Here is an 18,724-nt window from a genome sequence, read left to right on the forward strand (position 1 = left end):
CCTGACCGACGACAGCGCCCCCGGTGGCCTCGAAGTCCGTTCCCAGCCGTTCGACGTCACTCGCATCGATAACGACGTCAACCCAGGTTCTCCATTGACCTGTGCCGTCTGCGTTCTGGATCCGCGAGCCCGTGACCGCACGCGGTGGACACCTGTCGCCACTCCGCGAGGTCAGAGGTCCAGAACCAGCCGCGGCGTGTGTGACCGGGAAACACACGGATAGATGAGGTTCCGGCCGTCGCGGTGCCGCGCTGTCGGGATGTCGTCGCGGTGGTCGGGGAGCCCATCGAGTACGACGATTCCGCAACTGCCGCACAGCCCGTTCTCGCAGGAGGCCGGTGCCTCGGGCCTGACCTCGCGGATGGAGTCGAGCAGGCTGCGGCTCGCCGGCACCCGGAGCAGTTGCCCGGTGCGGGCCAGCTCAGCTTCGAACGGCTGGTTGTCGGCGTCGTCGCGGGGCGTGGCGGTGAACCGTTCGACGTGCCGCCGCTCGGTCGGGATGAGCCGCTCGACCGCCGCGATCAGTCCGGTCGGCCCGCAGCAGTAGACCTCCGCGTCAGGGGGTGCGGTGCGCAGCAGCCGAGGCAGGTCGGGTCGGCCGCCGATGTCCGTGGCGAAGATGTCCACCCGGTTGCTGTCGAGCGTGCCCACCTCGTCCAGGAAGGGCATCCGTGTCGTCGAGCGTCCCAGGTAGACCAACCGCCATGGGCGGCCTTCGGCCGTCGCCTGTCGCACCATCGGCAGGATCGGGGTGATGCCGATCCCGCCGGCGATGAACAGGTACCCGCGCGCGGGGACCAGCGGGAAGTGGTTCCGCGGGCCGCGTAGCCGGACCCGCTGGCCGTACCGGAGCTGGTGCACCTCGGCAGAGCCACCGCGACCGGCGGGATCCCGCCGTACCGCGATCCGGTAGCCGCTGCGGTCGGCCGGATCGCCACAGAGCGAGTACTGGCGGACCAGGCCGGAGGGGAGTACCAGGTCGACGTGCGCGCCCGGGGTCCAGGCCGGCAGCAGACTACCCGGCTCGGCGGCCAGCGTCACCGCGACCACGTCACGGGCGACCGGCCGGATGTCGCGTACCACGGCCACCGTGCCGGCCGCCGGGCTGACCTGGGCCCCGCCCTCCGAGCCCGTGGCGGCGCGGCTCCGGCGGCGGCCGTACCGGGTCGGGCCGCCGGGCTTGTAGACCGACAGCAGCGTCGCCGCCACCCCGACCAGCGGCCCCAGCGGCGTCAGCAGCGCCAGCAGCAGCCCGGCCTCGGCCCGAATCTCGGCCACCGGCCGACCCGCCTCGGTCAGTTCGTGCGCACGCACCGCCAGGTCCTGAAGGATCGCGCTGCCGATCAGCATGATCCCGAGCATCAGCACGAGCTTTGTCGCCACCCACCGGCGCCGCCACAGCCCCCACGGGGTGCCGGCGGCCAGCGCGATCCCGGTCAACAGCGCGAGTTGGTGGGCCGGACCGAGGAACGTCTCGTCGACCAGCAGCATCATCGTGTACGCCGAGCGTAGGTAATCCAGGTCATCAGCACCGGCGGCGGCGATGGCCATCGTCGCCATCACGCCGATCACGCCCATCCAGCCGACAGCGCTCGTGATGTGCGTGGCCAGCAGCGCCCTGCGCACCCGGGGCGAGACGAGCCGCCGCCGGTCCCGGGTCACCCGCAGGTAGGCGTTGGCCGCCGGCAGGAAGATCAGGACCGCGGCGACCGCGAGCGCGGCCAGGCTCATCCAGTCGAACACCATCGCCAGCGGCTGCCGGTCACCCGGACTGCCGATCATGCCGGGCAGCCGGAACACCAGGGTGTTCGCGACCAGCGCGGTCAGGGTGACCCGACCCCACTGCCGGCCCTGCCGGGTCATGGCGGCGAGGAACAGCAGCATCGCGGTCATTTCGACCGGCCAGAAGATCCGGTACGCCGGAGCGCCACTGCTCAGTTCGACAATCAGGTTGAGCAGCATCAACCCGGCCGCCACGGCGGTGGCGACATGAGCGGCGACGATGACGCGGGGTGCCGCTAGCTCTGGTTCCAGGGATACCGCTGATCGGCTCATCACAAGATCTCCGTGCGGGAGGGTTGGACGGGACAGGGCGGGAAACCGCCTCCGGACAAGCGTGTCGAGAACGACCCGTCCCGACTGCCAAGCCACCATGCGAGATGACGGTGGTGGTAGCACCCCCCGGCACCGGCCGGTTGCCTTCATGTCGGCCACGCCCGGCCCGCCGTACGCTGGCCCATCGACCACGGCGGCCGGAGGAGGGTGATGACGGAGCAGGTGACGACGTGGCGACCACGGCTGCGCCGGGAATTGACGTCGCTCATCTCCACCGACACCTGGCGACGCACGCTGCATCTGGTGGTGGTGACGCCGTGGGCGGTGGCGATGGCTGTGCTCACCGTCGTCGGACTCGTGTTTTCCATGGCGCTGCTGCCCGTCCTGCTGTCCGGTGTGCCGGTCTTTCTCGGCTACGCGACGCTGCTCCGCTGGTGCGCCCGGCTGGAGGCGCGCTGGTGCCGCCTGGTGCTCGGCGAACGGGTGCCGGTCGCCCTGCAAGCCCCGCCCGGGATCAGTTGGGCGAAGCGGGCCGGGAACCTGCTGCTCGACCCGACTCTGTGGCGGGTCCTGGCGTACCAGCTCCTCCGCTTGCCGCTGGCCCTCAGCACGGTGCTGCTGACGGTGATCACCTGGGGCGGCGGGGGTTGGCTACTGATCGCCGCCACCTACCCGCCGGCCTGGCCGTTCGCCGATACCCCGCTCCCCGACGGCAGCCTCGGGCATGCCCTGCTGTACGGGCCGTTGCAGCCCGTCACCGCCGCGCTGCTGGTCACCGGCGGGCTGGCGTTGCTGATCGCCGCCCCGACCGTGGTACGGATCCTCACCCTGGTGCACCTCTCCCTCGCCAAGGCTCTGCTCGGGTGGGCGTCAACCCGCCAACTCCGGGCGCAGGTGATCGAGGTCGAGCGCCGCCGCTCCGAGGTCATCCGGGCCGCCGAGGCCGAACGCCAGCGCATAGAACGCGACCTGCACGACGGCGCGCAGCAACGACTCATCCACCTGGTCATGACCCTCGGCATGGTCCGCCACCAGTTCGCCGACGACCCGGCCGGCGCCGCGCCCCTGCTCGCCGCCGCCCATCAGGAGGCCAAACAGGCGATTGTCGAGTTGCGCGACCTTACCCGGGGGCTGCACCCGCCGGTGCTCGTCGACCGGGGCCTGGACGCCGCACTGTCCGCCCTGGCCGCTCGATCACCGGTCCCGGTCAGCATCGTGGTACGCCTCGACCGCCGCCCACCGCGGCTCATCGAATCCATCGCCTACTTCATGGTCGCTGAGGCACTGTCCAACACGGCCAAGCACGCCCGGGCGAACCGGGCCCAGGTCGAACTGTCGGCGCGTCACGACGCGCTCCTGATCCGGATCACCGACGACGGGATCGGCGGTGCGGAGATGTCGAGCGGATCCGGCTTGGCCGGACTCGCCGACCGGGCGCGCGGTGTCGACGGCGACCTCACCGTGCACAGCCCACCCGGTGGACCGACCGTACTCACCGTGGAACTGCCATGCGGGTGGTGATCGCCGAGGACGCGGCGCTGCTGCGCCAGGGCCTCAGCCTGCTGCTCGGCAGCAACGGACACGAGGTCGTCGAGGCGGTGGCCGACGCGGAACAACTGCTGCGGGCAGTCGCCGAGCACCGCCCCGACCTCGCGCTGCTCGACGTACGGATGCCGCCCACCCACACCGACGAGGGACTCCGGGCCGCGCTTGTCATCCGGCGCCAGCATCCCGACACCGCGGTCCTGGTGCTGTCCCAGTACGTCGAGGAGCGCTACGCCGGCGACCTGCTCAGCGGCAACCTCGACGGGGTCGGCTACCTGCTGAAGGACCGGGTCGGCGAGGTCGGCGAGTTCCTCGACGCGCTGGCCCGGGTCGGTGCCGGCGGTACCGTCTTCGACCCCGAGGTCGTCCGCCAGATCCTCTCCCGCACCCGCCAGGGCACCCCGCTCCGCAGGCTCGCCCCACGCGAGTTGGAAGTACTTCAACTCATGGCCGAGGGCAGGTCCAACGCCGGTATCGGCAAGGAACTGGTGATCACCGAACGGTCGGTGGAAAAACACATCAACAGCATCTTCAGTAAGCTGGACCTGCCGGTCACGACAGGCGACAACCGGCGCGTGATCGCCGTGCTGCGCTATCTCGACAGCGGCATCCGCCGGCCTCATCCAGCGTGAGCCCGCCAGGCAGCGGGTCGAAGGTCAGGGCCGGGGCCGGTCGGGTCCTTGCTGTCCCGGACCCCGACGAACTGTCGAACGAGGCCACCGCGCTCAGCAGCGGATCCAGCGGCGCTTGCGCGGTACGGCGCGCGTTGGGCTGGACAAGGGCGACGGCAGCCGAGAGGATTCCCCCGCACGTCGGCACTCGTGCCGGACAAAAGGAGATTTCTCGGTGTCCACCTTCAGTGACCAGGAGAGCAACGACCCGGGCGCGACCCTCTGGCGGGACGGACGCCCGGTCTACGACCGGGACGGCACCGTCTGCGTGATCGGCGCCGGGGCCAGCGGCCTCACCGCGATAAAAAACCTGAAGGAGTACGGCTTCGGCGTCGACTGCTACGAACGGGAGACCGGGGTCGGCGGGGCCTGGAACTGGCGGCACGACCGCAGCCCGGTCTACGCCAGCACCCACCTCATCTCGTCCCGTCCGCTGACCGAATATCCCGACTTCCCGATGCCGGACAGTTGGCCGGACTATCCGCACCACAGCCAGCTACTGTCCTATCTGGAGCACTACGCCGACCACTTCGACCTGCGGCCGCACATCTGGTTCGGCACCGAGGTCGTCCGGGTCGAGCCGGCCGACGGGGACCGGTGGGACGTCACCACCCGCAGCACCGGCGGCTACGGCGCCGAGCGCACCTCCCGGTACGCCGCCGTGGTGGTGGCCAACGGGCACAACTGGGCACCGAAGATGCCGGCGTACGAGGGGCTGGACGAGTTCCGGGGCAAGGTGATCCACGCGTCGGCGTACAAGGACGCCACCCAGGTACGCGGCAAGCGGGTGCTGGTGGTCGGGGCCGGCAACACCGGCTGCGACATCGCGGTCGAGGCCGGCCAGCAGGCGGCCAAGTGCTGGCACTCCACCCGGCGCGGCTACTGGTACGCCCCGAAGTACGCCTTCGGTCGCCCGGCCGACCAGGTCAACGACTCACTGGCGCCATACCGGCTGCCGCTGCGGCTGCGGCAGTGGCTGTTCCACCGGGTGCTGAAGCTGACCGTCGGCGACCTGACCCGGTTCGGGCTGCCCCGCCCCGACCACCGGGTCTTCGAGACCCATCCGATCGTCAACAGCCACCTCGTCTACCAGCTCGGGCACGGCTCGATCACGCCGGTGCCGGACGTCGGCCGGTTCCGCCGCAACAGCGTGACCCTGGTCGACGGGCAGGAGATCGAGCCGGACCTGGTGGTCTTCGCCACCGGTTACCTGCCGCGCTTCGAGTTCCTGGCGCCGGAGCTGCTCGGCACCGACGCGTCGGGCCGACCCTCCCTCTACCTCAACGCCTTCCCCCGGCGGCATCCGACGCTGGCCGTGGCCGGCCTGCTCCAGCCGGACTCCGGCCTGCTGCCGCTGGTGCACTGGCAGGCCGTGGTGATCGCCCGCCGGCTCCGGCTGCGCGAGACCGCGCCGGAACGGGCCCGCTCCTTCGCCGCCCGGGTCGACGCCGAGGCCGGCACCCGGTGGCACTCCGCCAAGGTGAAGGAGAGCACCCGGCACTGGTTCGAGATCGGGCACATCGACTATCTGCGCGTGTTGCAGCGCACCCTGGACGAACTGGAGGTGGCGGCGTGAAGACCCGGGTCGTACGGGTGCGGGACTGGACCCGTCCGGTGCCGGCGGTGTTCCGGGAGGTACGCGCCGCCACGCCGGAGGCGCCGGAGGGCAAGCCGCCGCTGCTGTTCGTACCCGGGTTCGGGCACGGGGCGTGGGCGTTCGCCGAGCACTGGCTCGAACACGCCGCGTCGAGGGCGTTCCCGGCGCACGCGGTCAGCCTGCGCGGGCACGGCGGCAGCGGCCCGGCGCCGAAGGCGACGCTGCGGGCGTACGCGCACGACGTGGTCCAGGTGGCCACCGGCCTGGACCGGCAGGCGGTGCTGGTCGGGCACGGCGCCGGCGCGCTCGTGGTGGCACACGCGCTGGCCCGCTATCCGGCCCGGGCCGGCGTGCTGGTCGCGCCGGTCTTCGGCGGCTGGGGCACGCTGGGCACCGCGCTGCGCCGCAACCCCGCCGGTACGCTGCCGGCGGTCTTCGGCGGGCGGCTGCGGCTGCACCACCGCCAGTTGTTCAGCCGGGAGCTGCCGGACGCGGCGGCCCGGGAATACGCCGCGCGACTCGGCCGGGCCTCGGCCCGGGCGCAGTGGCAGTTGCTCCGGCAGCGGCCGGTCGAGCCGGCGGTGGGCAGGCCGCCGATGCTGGTGGTCGGCAGCCCGGACGACCGGGTGGTGCCGCCGGCGGCGCTGACCCGGGCGGCCGGCCGGTACGGCGTCGCCCCGCTGCTCTTTCCCGGCATGGGGCACGACATGATGCTGGACGCCCGGTGGCGGGAGCCGATCGACGCGATCCTCGACTGGCTCGACAAGGACCCCGCCGGCTGAACCCCACCGCTGCGCGGCTGACCCACGCATGATCCGGGAGCGTCGAGCTCGCCATGGCGGGCCGAACGCTCCCGGATCATCATCGCCGGTCAGGTGGGAGTGAGCCGTTGGACGAGGTGCCCGGTCTGGTCGAGCGCGGTCAGGTAGGAGCGGGCCCAGGCCTGGATGTCGTTCACCCGGAGCTGCTCGCGCATCGCCGTCATCCGGGCGGTCAGCTCGGCCGGGATGGCCTGGAGCGCGTGCATCAGGGTCAGCTTGAGACCCTCCAGGTCGTGCGGGTTGACCAGGAACGCCTCCGGGAACTCCGCGGCGGCACCGGCGAACTCGCTGAGCAGCAGCGCACCGCCGTTGTCGACCCGGGCCGCGACATATTCCTTGGCGACCAGGTTCATCCCGTCCCGCAGCGGGGTCACCGCCATGATGTCCGCGGCCCGGTAGAGCGCGGCGAGTTCCGCCCGGTCGAACGGCTGGGTGAGGTAGTGGATCGCCGGCTCACCGACCCGGCCGAACTCGCCGTTGATCCGGCCGACCTCGCGCTCGACCCGATCCCGGAGGATCTGGTACTGCTCGACCCGCTCCCGGCTCGGCACCGCGACCTGCACCATCACCGTGTCCCGCACCTTGACGTGCCCGGTGGCGAGCAGTTCGCTGTATGCCTTCAACCGCTGCTCGATGCCCTTGGTGTAGTCCATCCGGTCGACGCTGAGCAGCACGTGCTGGGGATCGCCGAGGTCCCGCCGGATCCGGGCGGCCCGGGCGACCACGTCCGGGCGGCCGGCCAGCGCCTCCATCTCGGCCATGTCGATGGAGACCGGGAACGCGCCGATCCGCACCACCCGGTCGTCGACGGCGATCCGCCGGTCGGTGGCGGCCAGCCCGAGGACCTTCGTGGCGAGCTGGGCGAAGTTGTGCGCCGCCTGCGGGCGCTGGAAGCCGACCAGGTCGGCGCCGAGCATCCCGAGCAGCAGTTCGGCGCGGCGGGGGAGCTGCATGAACAGCTCCGGCGGCGGGAACGGCACGTGCATGAAGAAGCCGATCCGCAGGTCGGGGCGGATGGCCCGGAGCAGGCCGGGTACGAGTTGCAGGTGGTAGTCCTGCACCCAGACCACGGCGCCCGGCTCGGCGGCCTCCGCGGCGGCCTCGGCGAACCGCTGGTTGACCCGCTGGTACGCCTCCCACCAGCGGCGGTGGTAGACCGGCTGCTCCACCGCGTCGTGGTAGAGCGGCCAGAGCGTCGAGTTCGCGAAGCCCTCGTAGTGGTCCCGTACGTCGTTGCCGGCGAGCGGCACCGTGTGCATGCGTACGCCGTCGATGTCGGCGAGCAGGGGGGCGGGGCCGGTGCCACCGGCCCAGCCCACCCAGGTCGCCGGGGTGTGTTGGAGCAGGGGGTGCAGCGCGCTGACCAGCCCACCGGGGCTGCGGCGCCATTCACAGGCGCCGTCCGGCGCCACGCTGTCGTCGACGGGCAGCCGGTTGGCCACCACCACGAGGGAACTCTGTCGCAATCGGGCACCTCGTTCCGGGCGAGGCGACCACCGCGAATAGGAGCGATCGGGGTAGTCGTGAGGGGAAGGTAACTTACAGCAGTATTCCTACTGACGCGAAATTACGCGAGTGTTACGCCTCGCCTCCACGGGGTGATGAATCTCGCGATCTGGACGGCAGGGCTCAGACCACCGCTCCGTCGTCGGGGTCGTCGTCCTCCTCGTTGCCGGGCCGGAGCCGCCAGATCAGCGTCACGAAACCGGTGAGGATGCCGGCGAAGCCGAGCATGGTGACCAGGCCCCGGTCGATCGGGAGCAGGTGCGGGAAGAGGAAGAGCGCGAAGCCGGCGACGATGGCCAGCACCCCGACGACCGCGTATTTCGAGAGCCGGGGCAGCGGCGGCGGTGGTGGCGGGACGTAGCGTTCCTCCGGGTCGTCCGGCAGGTCCGCGCCGAAGGTGTCCAGCCCGTCCAGCAGCGAGGGGTCGTCGGCCCGGCCGCCGACCGAGATCCCGGAGATGTCGGTGGCGGACGGCAGCCGGCGTACGCCCGGATCGGCCGGCCCCGGCAGTTCGGCTCCCGGGCGGGTGGTCGTCGTCCCGGCGGCCCGGTCGGTCGGCTCGCCGACCGCGAGGTCCTCGGCGGCCGGCCAGGACCGGCCCTCCGCCGCGACCTCGGTGTGGTAGCCGGCGACGATCCGGGCCCACTCCGCCTCCACGTCCGGGTCAGGGTCGGGGCGGGGTGCCGGGGGCTGGCCCGGCGGGTCCTCGTCGGCGAGCTGGGTCAGGTAGTCCCGGGCGGTGGCCAGGAAACTGCGGTCGACATAGAGCCGGTCCACCGGGCGGGGCGGCACGGTGGTGGTCCGGGTCACCGGATTGAGGTCGGCCGAGGGTTGCAGGTAGGCGGCGATGCCGCCCGCCGCCAGCACGTCGAGCAGATGCTCGCCCAGCCGCGGGTCGACGTCGCCGGCGACGGCGTATTCCGTCGCCTCCAGCCCGTTGTCCCGCCGTCCCCGGCGGGCGCCACCCGCTGACACCCCGACACCCTCCCTACCGGCCCGTGGCGCGCGCGGCCGTGTTGCCGACCGCCGCTGCGCCGCATGTGCCGTGCAATGAATCGTGACACGGCGGGCACGGGTTGCGGGAGTGCGTTGTGGCGCGGCGTACCCGCTTCGTAGGCTTCTTGCCGACAGTTCCCGCCCGCGGCCATCGACGCCCGGCTCGACGCGTACCCGTGTCGGTGCCCGGTCGGCGGCCGACGTGGGGACGCGCGGGACTCTCGGGAAGGACACTGGTGCTGTACGGGCTGATGAAGTACCTCATCCTCGGGCCCTGGCTGAAGTTGATCTTTCGGCCACAGGTCGAGGGGAGAGAGAACGTACCCGACTCCGGTCCGGCGATCATCGCCAGCAACCACCTGTCGTTCTCCGATTCGATCTTCATGCCGCTGATGGTCAAGCGAAAAGTGACGTTCGTGGCGAAGGCCGAATACTTCACCGGCAAGGGGCTGAAGGGCTGGCTGGTGAAGATGTTCTTCGTGGGTACCGGCACCATCCCGGTGGACCGCTCCGGCGGGCGGGCCGCGCAGGCCGCGCTGGACACCCAGCTCAAGGTGCTGCGGGACGGCAACCTCGCCGGGATCTACCCGGAGGGCACCCGGTCGCCGGACGGTCGGCTCTATCGCGGTAAGACCGGGGTGGCCCGGCTCGCGCTGGACAGCGGCGCCCCGGTCGTCCCGGTGGTGATGCTCAACGCCGACGAGATCCAGCCGCCCGGGAAGCTGCTGCCGAAGATCAAGCGGGTGAAGATCAGGTTCGGCCGTCCGCTCGACTTCTCCCGCTACGCCGGGATGTCCGGCGACCGGTTCGTCGAGCGGGCGATCACCGACGAGATCATGTACGAGCTGATGGAACTCTCCGGCCGGGAGTACGTCGACATCTACGCTCAGAAGATCAAGAACCAGCAGCTCAAGGCGACGGCCGGCGCGGTGGCCGCCGAGTCGCCCACCGACTCGCTGGCCGCCTGAGCCCGGCCCGGGGCAGCGGCGGCCGGCAGCTCAGGAGGCGAGCATCGGGGTACTGGCGCTCTGGGCCGGTGGACCGTGGCCGACCCGGAGCAGGCCGGGCACCCGGTTGCGCAGCGCGAAGGCGCGTACCTCGGCCAGCGCCACCTCGGCGGCCGAGTCGTCTCCGGCCAGCGCCAGCTCACCGGCGGCGAGCGCCAGCCCGACCATCCGGTCGGTGAGGTCCGGGATCCGCGCGTAGCTCTCGGCCGCCGCGACGTAGAGCTGCCCGGCCCGGGCATGGTCGCCGTCCGCGCCGGCCAGTGCGGCTGTCACGGTACGCACCGCCGCCTCCACCCAGAGCGTGGAGTGGGTGACCGCGTCCAGCATTTCCCGGACGCGTACCGCCGAGTCCCGGCCGGTGAGCGCGGCGGCGTACGAGGCGGCCGGAATCCACTCCCCGCTGGCCAGGGCCGGCACGGTCGCCCACGACTCGGCCAGCTCGTCGAGCAGCTCCGCTGCCTCCCCGGTACGCCCCTGCAGGGCCCGGCACAGCGCGCCCAGGCCCAGCATGTTCCAGTGCAACCGGTGGAAGCCGCTGCGCCGGGCGGTCTCCAGCGCGTCCGTCACGTCGTCCGGGGCGGCCACCCCGGGACGGCCGGTGGGCGTCCCGCCCGGCACCGGCTCGTCGCGCAGCACCCGTAGGTACGCCCGCATCCCGCGGACCTGCATGTCCCAGCGGCCGGCCGGGGTGTCCACGAAACCGTCGGCGACGGTCAGCAGCCGCCCGACGTCACCCTCGTAGTACGCGCGCACCGCCTCCGCCGAGCCGCCGGTCGACAGCGCCTCGGCCTCGGCCAGCGCCGGGCAGGACGCGACCAGCTCGTCGGCGCGGATCCAGTCGCCCTCCTCCCGCATCACGTGCGAGAGGTTGCGCACCACCCGGGGCAGCACGACGAGCTGGTGGTCCTGGCAGAACCGCAGGATGGTGTGCAACTCGTCGAGCCCGGCCCGGTCGCCGGACTGGTAACGGGCGGTCGCCACGGTGATCCGGGCGTCGGTCTGGGTCTCGACCAGGCCGAGCCGCTCGGCGATGTCGGCCGCCGCGCCCGCCGCGGCCACCGCCGGGTCGCGTTCGTAGTTGAGCATGTGCAGCCGGCCCAGCTCGGCGTAGGCGTCCGCCTTCTGCGCGGTGTCCGGCAGCGCGTCGAACAGCTCGACGGCCCGGTCCAGACAGGACAGTGCCTCGGCCCGGTCGGCCCGCAGCCAGGCCGCCTTGCCGAGCAGCGTCCAGGCCCGGGCCGCGCCGCCGGGTTCGTCGTACGCGTAGAGCCGGTCCGCGAGGGCGTGCAGTTGGTCGGTGCCGCCGCCGGCCAGGAAGGCGGTGCCGTCCCGGAAGTAGGAGATCTCGGTGAGCAGCAGCTCCAGTTGCAGCCGGCCGACCGGGTCGCTGTCGTCGGCCAGCCCGAGCGCCCGGCCGGCGTGGTTGGCCGCCGCGTCCAGCGCGTGCAGCGCGTACGCCCGGCGGGCCGCCCGGTGCAGGGCCTCCCGGGCCGGCGGAGCGTACCGCTCGGTGTCCACCCCGAGGGTGTGCGCGATCTCGTGCGCCGCCCAGCGGTGGTGGGCCAGCACCTCGGCCAGGTCGGTGTCCCGGCCCCGGGACATGCCGTCCAGCCAGTCCGCCGTCCGGTCGTGCCGGGCGACCCGCTCGGTCCGGGGCAGCCGCTGATAGCAGACGTCCCGGACCAGCACGTGCCGGAACCGGAACTCCGGCTGGCCGGCCATCGCCGAGGTGGCCTGCTCGTGCACGAAGTCCCGCTGCTCCAGCCGGCGCAGCGCCCGCTCCACCGACTCGACCGGCTGGCCGAGCGCCGCCGCGACCGCGCCCGGCCAGAACTGCATGCCGACCACCGAGGCGGCCAGCAGCACCATCCGGTCGGGACCGTCCAGCAGGTCCACCCGGTTGGCGATCACCGAGTGCACGCTGTCCGGCATCGCCAGGTCGTGCTGCTTCTCCAGCGACCAGCCCCGGCCGGACTGGCGCAGCGCGCCCTGCTCGATGAGCATCCGGACGTACTCGTGTGCGTAGAGCGGGTTGCCGTCGGCGACCTCGACCAGCGGGCTGAGCATGTCGGTCGAGAAGGCCGCCTGGCCGAAGATGTGCCCGTAGAGCGAGGCGATGCCGGTGTCCCGCAACGGCGGCAGGGTCACACTCATCGAGCCGGTGATGGTGCCGGCCCAGCTCGGCTCCCGGTTGACCAGCTCGGGGCGGGCGGTGCAGAGCAGCAGCAGCGGCACGTTCTGCGCGTACGCCCCGAGCAGCTCGACGAAGTTCAGCATCGCCTCGTCGGCCCAGTGCAGGTCCTCGAAGACGAGTACGGTCGGCTGGCGGGCGGCGAGCGCGACCAGGAACCGCCGCCAGGCCGACTCGGACTCCTCGGCCGGCAGCGTCGGCCCCGGCAGCCCGACCACCGGGCGCAGCGCGTCCATCAACCGGTCCGCCGGCCCCTGACCGACCAGCTCGACCAGCGCCGACTCCAGTCGACGGGTGGCGACCGGCGCCGGATCGGTGTCCAGGATCCCGGCCTCGGCCTTGACGATGTCGGCCAGTGCGGCGAACGTGACGTTCTCGCCGAACGGCCGGCAGCGGCCGACCCGCCAGGTCAACGGCTCGTCGGTCAACCGCTCGGTGTGCCGGAACAGCTCCCGCACCAGCCGGCTCTTGCCGATGCCGGCGTGCCCGAGCACCGTCACCATCTGCGGCAGACGGTCCCGAATGGACCGGTGCAGCGCGTTGACCAGCAGCCCCAGCTCGTGCTCCCGGTCGATCAGCGGGGTGGTGTCCGGCTCCTGGTCCGGTGGCTGCCGGTCCACCGGAGCCAGCGCCAACCACACCTCGGTCGGCGAGGAGCGCCCCCGCAAAGTCACCGGCGCCTGCTCCGAGTAGCGGATCGCGTCCCGGGTCAGTGCGTAGGTGGTGCCGCAGACCAGCACCCCGCCCGGTGGCGCCACCGACTGCATCCGGGACGCCGTGTTCACCACGTCACCGGCCACGATGGCCTGACCGCCGTCCCGGGCAGCGGCCACGTCCACCAGCGCCTCACCGGTCGCCACCCCCACCCGGAACCGCAGGTGGTCGGCGCCGGTCGGGGTGAACCGGGTCAGCACCCGCTGCAACTCCAGACCCGCCCGCACGCAGCGCAGCGGGTCGGTCTCGGTCGCCACCGGCGCCCCGAACAGCGCCATCACGGCGTCGCCGATGTACTTCTCCACCACCCCGCCGTACTGGCCGATGACCCGGCGGGCCGCCGAGAAGAAGGCGGTCTGCATCCCCCGGACCAGTTCCGGATCGGCCCGCTCGACGTACGGGGTGAAGTCGATGAGGTCGACGAAGAGCACGCTGACCCGCCGCCGGTCCTCCTGGGACATCGGGGCCGGCCGGCCGGGCTGGCTGGGCCGGGCCTTGCCGCAGGCCGTGCAGAACGCGGCATCGGCGGCGAGTGGCTGGTCACACTGCGGACAGGTTGGAGTCAGCTCGGTGCCGCAGCCGCCGCAGTAACGGTCGCCGGCGGCGGCGATCCGGCCGCATCTGGTGCAGGTAGCGGAGATGCCGTCCTCCTACGGTGTCGAAGGGACGTGCTGGCCACCTCCGGTGGTACCGCCCGGCCGTGGCCGCCGGCCGGAGGCTCCGGCGAGCCGCTGGCGGTCGCGCGGGCGGGAGTTCGCCACCGCCGAGTATCAGCGTCCGGCCCGGTGTCGGGAACCGGGCTGTTAGCTAGCGGACAGTCCCACCCATAGTGATCCAAGATACAGTCATTGGCGCCTACCGATCGACGATTATCAGGGAGATGGGCAATGGTGTACGTCCGACTGGAAAAGGAATGGACCGACGGTGACGGCGTCGGCCACTCCTCGGGGGACATGATCGACGTGGACGCCGCCACCCTGGCGAAGCTCCAGGCCGCCGGGATCGTCGGCGGAGAGAATCCCGACTGGCCGGGGGCGACCCGCAGTGGCAGCCGGGACACGACCAACTGGCCCGGGGCGACCTGATCGGCGCGGAGCCCAGCACCTTACCGGGCGTTCCGGAAACCGTTGTCGGTCTCCGGAACGCCCGCCGTCGCTCTCCGGCCCGGAACGCTGGCCGTCGCTCTCCGGCCCGGAACGCTGGCCGTCGCTCTCCGGCCCGGAACGCTGGCCGTCGCTCTCGGGCCCGGAACGCCGGCCGCTCCTGCCGACCGGACACCGAACGTTTCAACTGGACAGCGCGGCGCGGCCACCCCGACCAATACCCGCGGCCACGTCGGACCGCCAGGGGAGGCCGGAAAGCTTCATCGCCGGGGGAGGCCGGGAGGGTTCACTGTCGACGGTGCCGCCGCGCGGCGACGACGGTGCTGCCGGTGGCTGCCGGGGCTTGCCCGGTGCCACCGGCCGGCGGACGGGTCAGCGCTCGGCCATGCCGGCGCGGCGGCGCAGTGCCGCGACGTCGGTCACCACGATCCGCCGCCCCTCGGTACGCAGCCAGCCCCGGCTGGCGAACGACCCGATGGCCTGGTTGACGCTCTGCCGCGAGCCGCCGGCCATCTCGGCGAGCTGGCTCTGGTTGAGCTCGATGGTGATCATGGGAGCCTGGCTCTCGCCGGCCAGCCGGACCAGCGTCTTGGCGACCCGACCCGGCAGGTCGAGGAAGACGTGGTCGGCGTTCTGCTCGGTCAGCCGGCGGATCAGTCCGCCCAGCGACCGCATCACCGCGTCGAGGATGCGCGGATTGGAGTGCACCAGCTCCATGAACGCGCCACGGGACAGCGCCAGGGCGGTGCAGTCCTCGATGGCCTCGGCGGACGCCGACCGGGTGGAGGCGTCCAGCAGGGACACCTCGCCGAGTACGTCCGGCGGGCGGATGACGTTGAGCACCGCGCGCTCGCCGGTCGGTGCGGTGCGGAACACCGCGACCGCTCCCCGACGCAGCACGATCAGGGACTCGCCGGGATCGTTCTCGACGAACAGCAGTTGTCCCTTGCGGTAGGTGCGGGGCACCGCCGCGGCGATCACCCGTTGGCGCACCTCGGGCTCCAGGCCGGCGAACATGTCGACGCCGGTGAGGGCGTCGCCCGGCTCAGGCAGGCGAACCTCCACGGCTCAACCCCTCCCCGGTAAATATCCCAGTTTGCTCTCGGCCGACCCGCAACCGACCGCGAAGCAAGGTGAAACTGATACCGGTAGGGTCCGGTAGCGGTACACATCAGATCATGACGGTCGTGTCGCTTGCTGTACACCCCTCAAATCACTTCTGTGACAGTTCTGCCGCTGACCAGCGGGCATTCTGACTTCAGATCCGCTACTGGGTGGGGACCGTACGGGGGCGTGGCGGATACGTGGGGGCGGGGGAGCCGCGACCGGCCGGAGGGCGAGCCAGTCCCGCTGGTCGGCCGCGGCGGACCCGGGTGCCGACCGGCGTGGGGGCGCCGGCCGGGCCGGCAGGGAGGGCGTGGTGATCCGCCGACACCTCGGGATCACCACGCCGACCCGCCCCGCCTGGTCGCCCCACCGGGCGCGTCGGCGCCGAATGGTGGAAATTCCACCCCCGATTCCCGTACGGCGGGACGGATGGGCGAGGATGGCGGCGATGGTCTACCGCTATTTCTACGACTGCGAGTTCATCGAGGACGGCCGGCTCGTCGACCTCGTGTCAATCGGTGTCGTCGACGAGTACGGTCGCGAGTTCTACGCGGTCTCCACCGAGTTCGACGACTCCCGGGCGGTGCCGTGGGTACGCCGGCACGTCCTGGACAAGCTGCCCTCGCCCGGCGACGGGGCGTGGCGTTCCCGGGAGCGGATCCGGGACGATCTCTACGAGTTCCTGATCGAGCCGGTCCGGGACCGGCCGGGGGAGAAGTTGGAGCTCTGGGCCTGGTACGCGGCGTACGACCACGTGGCGCTCGCCCAGCTCTGGGGAGCCATGCCGGCGCTGCCCCGGGAGATCCCCCGGTTCACCAAGGAGCTGCGCCAGCGCTGGGAGGACCGGGGTAGCCCGCCGCTGCCGGACGCCGCGTCCGACCGGCACGACGCGCTGGTCGACGCCCGGCACAACCTCGCCCGCTGGCAGGCGATGCACGCCCGGCCGGCGCAGTCCGGAACCGGCTAGTGATCATCATTCGCGTCCGCGGCTGACGCCTCCCGGACCTTGGCCAACGGCGGAACCGCCGACCGGGGTGACCGGAGTCGGCGGACCGACCGAACGCCGCTCATGACCGTTTCTGGCCGGACCGGTGCCCCCGGCGGGTGATCATGGAGGTCCTTCCACCCCGAGGCCATGTCGAGGTGCCGCGCGGGCGAGCCCCCGTTCACCCCGGAGACATCGTCGGTTCAGCCACGCCGACGCTGCCCGGGGCGCGGTGGTCCGGCCCCGGGCGGGCGACTACAGTGCGCAATGACGGCCCGCCCCGGGCCGGCAACGACGCCGACGGTCTGACCTGACTTTCACCCTGGGGCTTGACGGGCTCACTCGAAGCTCCTGGAGGAGAAGCAGATCATGCGTATCGGCGTGCTCACCGGTGGTGGTGACTGCCCGGGTCTGAACGCGGTGATCCGAGCGGTGGTGCGTAAGGGTGTCGCCAGCTACGACCACGAATTCGTCGGGTTCCGTGACGGTTGGCGCGGCCCCCTGGAGGGGCTGACCAAGCCGCTCGGCATCGCGGAGGTACGGGGCATCCTGCCGCGCGGTGGCACCATCCTCGGCTCCTCCCGGACCAACCCCTTCAAGATCGAGGGCGGGGTCGAGCAGATCAAGACCAACCTGGCGCAGCAGGGCGTGGACGCGCTGGTGGCGATCGGCGGCGAGGACACCCTCGGCGTCGCCACCAAGCTGCACGAGCTCGGCGTCCAGGTGGTCGGCGTGCCGAAGACGATCGACAACGACCTGGGGGCCACCGACTACACCTTCGGGTTCGACACCGCGGTGAACATCGCGATGGAGGCGATCGACCGGCTGCACACCACCGCCGAGAGCCACCACCGCACCCTGGTCGTCGAGGTGATGGGCCGGCACGCCGGCTGGATCGCCCTGCACGCCGGTCTGGCCGGTGGCGCGAACGTGATCCTGCTGCCCGAGCGGCAGTTCGACGTCGACCAGGTCGCGACCTACGTCGAGAAGCGCTTCCAGAAGCAGTACGCCCCGATCGTGGTGGTCGCCGAGGGCGCCCAGCCGCTCGACGGTCAGATGGTGCTGCACAACCAGGAACTGGACGCCTTCGGGCACGTCCGGCTCGGCGGCATCGGGCAGTGGCTCGCCGAGCAGTTGGAGGCGAAGACCGGCAAGGAGGCCCGGACGGTCGTACTCGGGCACATCCAGCGCGGCGGCACCCCGACCGCGTTCGACCGGGTGCTCGCGACCCGGCTGGGCCTGCAGGCGATCGACGCCGTCAACGAGGGCGACTGGGGCAAGATGGTCGCCATGCAGGGCACGGACATCGTCCGGGTTCCACTGGCCGAGGCGACCCGGGAGCTGAAGACCGTGCCGCTGGACCGCTACACCGAGGCCGAGGTCTTCTTCGGTAGCTGACGACTCGTGGTGGTGGGGTGGCCGCCGCACCCGGCTCCGGGAGGCCGGGCTCGATCTCTCCGCCGGGCGCGGCCGGCCACCCCCAGCCCGAGCGGCCGCCTGCCCGCGATGGCCTGACGGCTGCCCGCGATGGCCTGACGGCCGCCTGCGATGGCCTGACGGCTTCCACCTGAGGAGGAGCGATGGCGCCGGGAGCGCACACCGTTGCCGTGATCGGCACCGGCAAGATCGGTGAACTGATGCTCTCCGGGCTGCTCCGGGCGGGCTGGCCGGTCGACCGGCTGCTGGCGACCACCCGGCGGCAGAGCCGCGCCGAGGAGATCGCCACCCGGTACGGCGTACGGGTGGTGGACAACCCGACGGCGGTCGCCGAGGCGGACGTCCTCGCGGTGTCGGTCAAGCCGCAGGACGCCGACGCGCTGCTCGACGAGATCGGCCCGAAGGTGCCGGCCGACAAGCTCGTCGTGTCGCTCTGCGCGGGGCTGCCGACGAACTTCTTCGCCCGGCGGCTGCCCGAGGGCACCCCGGTGATCCGGGTGATGACCAACACACCCGCCCTGGTCGACCAGGCGATGACGGCGATCTCCGCCGGGGTGCACGCCACCGCCACGCACCTGGCACTCGCCGAGGAGATGTTCCGGCCGCTGGGCGCGACCATCCGGGTGCCGGAATCCCAGCAGGACGCGGTGACCGCGCTCTCCGGCTCCGGCCCGGCCTACTTCTACCTGCTGGTCGAGGCGATGGTCGACGCCGGCATCCTGCTGGGGCTGCCCCGCCAGGTGGCGCACGAGCTGATCGTGCAGACCGCCATCGGCTCGGCGGTGATGCTGCGCGACTCCGGCGAGCACCCGGTGAAGCTGCGCGAGGCGGTCACCTCGCCGGCCGGTACCACCATCTCGGCGATCCGGGAGCTGGAGAACCACGGCGTACGCGCGGCGCTGCTGGCCGCGCTGGAGGCGGCCCGGGACCGGGCGCGGGAGATCGCGGCGCAGAACGACTGAGCCGTACGTCCGGTCCGATCCGGGTCC

The 18,724-nt window shown here is 72.1% G+C and carries 14 protein-coding genes and 1 pseudogene; 9 read left to right on the top strand and 6 right to left on the bottom strand.

The window, feature by feature from the left end; translation table 11 throughout:
- Window positions 1-7: 7 nt before the first annotated feature.
- Together ACQEVC_RS19315 and ACQEVC_RS19320 are read right to left on the bottom strand one after the other, a co-directional pair.
- A pseudogene (locus ACQEVC_RS19315) lies at window positions 8-217 on the bottom strand (hypothetical protein); the annotation flags it as partial.
- On the bottom strand, window positions 172-2,055 hold the full coding sequence (locus ACQEVC_RS19320) for a PDR/VanB family oxidoreductase (protein ID WP_432879364.1): 1,884 nt from the start codon (window positions 2,053-2,055) through the stop codon (window positions 172-174). The gene ACQEVC_RS19320 and the pseudogene ACQEVC_RS19315, both read right to left, overlap by 46 nt.
- Window positions 2,056-2,265: 210 nt before the next feature.
- On the opposite strand from ACQEVC_RS19320, the gene ACQEVC_RS19325 reads away from it, so the two are divergent.
- From ACQEVC_RS19325 to ACQEVC_RS19340, 4 genes are all read left to right on the top strand, one after another.
- Window positions 2,266-3,576, top strand: coding sequence for a sensor histidine kinase (locus ACQEVC_RS19325; protein WP_432879366.1), 1,311 nt, complete (start codon window positions 2,266-2,268; stop codon window positions 3,574-3,576).
- Window positions 3,564-4,232 (top strand): response regulator, encoded by a 669-nt coding sequence (locus ACQEVC_RS19330; RefSeq protein WP_432879369.1) that lies wholly within the window; start codon window positions 3,564-3,566, stop codon window positions 4,230-4,232. Before ACQEVC_RS19325 ends, ACQEVC_RS19330 begins: the two co-directional genes overlap by 13 nt.
- A gap of 214 nt (window positions 4,233-4,446) precedes the next feature.
- A complete protein-coding gene (locus ACQEVC_RS19335; protein ID WP_432879371.1) occupies window positions 4,447-5,847 on the top strand; it encodes a flavin-containing monooxygenase in 1,401 nt (466 codons plus the stop codon).
- On the top strand, window positions 5,844-6,650 hold the full coding sequence (locus ACQEVC_RS19340) for an alpha/beta hydrolase (protein WP_432879373.1): 807 nt from the start codon (window positions 5,844-5,846) through the stop codon (window positions 6,648-6,650). Before ACQEVC_RS19335 ends, ACQEVC_RS19340 begins: the two co-directional genes overlap by 4 nt.
- Window positions 6,651-6,739: 89 nt before the next feature.
- On the opposite strand, the gene ACQEVC_RS19345 is transcribed toward ACQEVC_RS19340, so the two are convergent.
- On the bottom strand, window positions 6,740-8,155 hold the full coding sequence (locus tag ACQEVC_RS19345; RefSeq protein ID WP_432879376.1) for an alpha,alpha-trehalose-phosphate synthase (UDP-forming): 1,416 nt from the start codon (window positions 8,153-8,155) through the stop codon (window positions 6,740-6,742).
- A 163-nt stretch (window positions 8,156-8,318) separates the two neighbouring features.
- A complete protein-coding gene (locus tag ACQEVC_RS19350; protein ID WP_432879379.1) occupies window positions 8,319-9,170 on the bottom strand; it encodes a DUF308 domain-containing protein in 852 nt (283 codons plus the stop codon).
- A 257-nt stretch (window positions 9,171-9,427) separates the two neighbouring features.
- On the opposite strand from ACQEVC_RS19350, the gene ACQEVC_RS19355 reads away from it, so the two are divergent.
- Window positions 9,428-10,159, top strand: a complete 732-nt coding sequence (locus tag ACQEVC_RS19355) for a lysophospholipid acyltransferase family protein (RefSeq protein ID WP_432879381.1) — start codon at window positions 9,428-9,430, stop codon at window positions 10,157-10,159.
- A gap of 30 nt (window positions 10,160-10,189) precedes the next feature.
- Here ACQEVC_RS19355 and ACQEVC_RS19360 read toward each other — a convergent pair whose 3' ends face one another.
- Entirely contained in the window at window positions 10,190-13,744 is a 3,555-nt protein-coding gene (locus tag ACQEVC_RS19360) for an adenylate/guanylate cyclase domain-containing protein (protein WP_432891549.1), read from the bottom strand.
- A gap of 246 nt (window positions 13,745-13,990) precedes the next feature.
- Between ACQEVC_RS19360 and ACQEVC_RS19365 the strand changes: the two genes are divergently transcribed.
- On the top strand, window positions 13,991-14,188 hold the full coding sequence (locus ACQEVC_RS19365; RefSeq protein ID WP_318394356.1) for a hypothetical protein: 198 nt from the start codon (window positions 13,991-13,993) through the stop codon (window positions 14,186-14,188).
- Window positions 14,189-14,578: 390 nt separating this feature from the next.
- Here the strand turns inward: ACQEVC_RS19365 and ACQEVC_RS19370 are convergent, their stop codons facing one another.
- Window positions 14,579-15,271, bottom strand: a complete 693-nt coding sequence (locus ACQEVC_RS19370) for a Crp/Fnr family transcriptional regulator (protein ID WP_101367233.1) — start codon at window positions 15,269-15,271, stop codon at window positions 14,579-14,581.
- Window positions 15,272-15,761: 490 nt separating this feature from the next.
- Between ACQEVC_RS19370 and ACQEVC_RS19375 the strand changes: the two genes are divergently transcribed.
- The 3 genes from ACQEVC_RS19375 (at window position 15,762) to proC (ending at window position 18,697) form a co-directional block, all read left to right on the top strand.
- Window positions 15,762-16,280, top strand: coding sequence for a polyadenylate-specific 3'-exoribonuclease AS (locus ACQEVC_RS19375; RefSeq protein WP_432891552.1), 519 nt, complete (start codon window positions 15,762-15,764; stop codon window positions 16,278-16,280).
- Window positions 16,281-16,667: 387 nt separating this feature from the next.
- Window positions 16,668-17,696 (top strand): 6-phosphofructokinase, encoded by a 1,029-nt coding sequence (locus ACQEVC_RS19380; protein WP_318394357.1) that lies wholly within the window; start codon window positions 16,668-16,670, stop codon window positions 17,694-17,696.
- A 182-nt stretch (window positions 17,697-17,878) separates the two neighbouring features.
- The gene (proC, locus tag ACQEVC_RS19385) at window positions 17,879-18,697 is read left to right on the top strand and encodes a pyrroline-5-carboxylate reductase (RefSeq protein WP_432879385.1); all 819 of its coding nucleotides are present in this window, start codon (window positions 17,879-17,881) and stop codon (window positions 18,695-18,697) included.
- The last annotated feature ends 27 nt before the right edge of the window (window positions 18,698-18,724 follow it).

The organism is Plantactinospora sp. CA-294935 (genome assembly GCF_050936445.1).
In the GTDB taxonomy this organism is placed as follows: Bacteria; Actinomycetota; Actinomycetes; order Mycobacteriales; family Micromonosporaceae; genus Plantactinospora.

Bases quoted from the DNA above. Each gene is read 5' to 3' on its own strand.
- ACQEVC_RS19320 (WP_432879364.1), bottom strand. From the start codon at position 2,055: ATGAGCCGATCAGCGGTATCCCTGGAACCAGAGCTAGCGGCACCCCGC.
- ACQEVC_RS19325 (WP_432879366.1), top strand. From the start codon at position 2,266: ATGACGGAGCAGGTGACGACGTGGCGACCACGGCTGCGCCGGGAATTG.
- ACQEVC_RS19330 (WP_432879369.1), top strand. From the start codon at position 3,564: ATGCGGGTGGTGATCGCCGAGGACGCGGCGCTGCTGCGCCAGGGCCTC.
- ACQEVC_RS19365 (WP_318394356.1), top strand. From the start codon at position 13,991: ATGGTGTACGTCCGACTGGAAAAGGAATGGACCGACGGTGACGGCGTC.
- ACQEVC_RS19375 (WP_432891552.1), top strand. From the start codon at position 15,762: ATGGTCTACCGCTATTTCTACGACTGCGAGTTCATCGAGGACGGCCGG.
- ACQEVC_RS19380 (WP_318394357.1), top strand. From the start codon at position 16,668: ATGCGTATCGGCGTGCTCACCGGTGGTGGTGACTGCCCGGGTCTGAAC.
- proC (WP_432879385.1), top strand. From the start codon at position 17,879: ATGGCGCCGGGAGCGCACACCGTTGCCGTGATCGGCACCGGCAAGATC.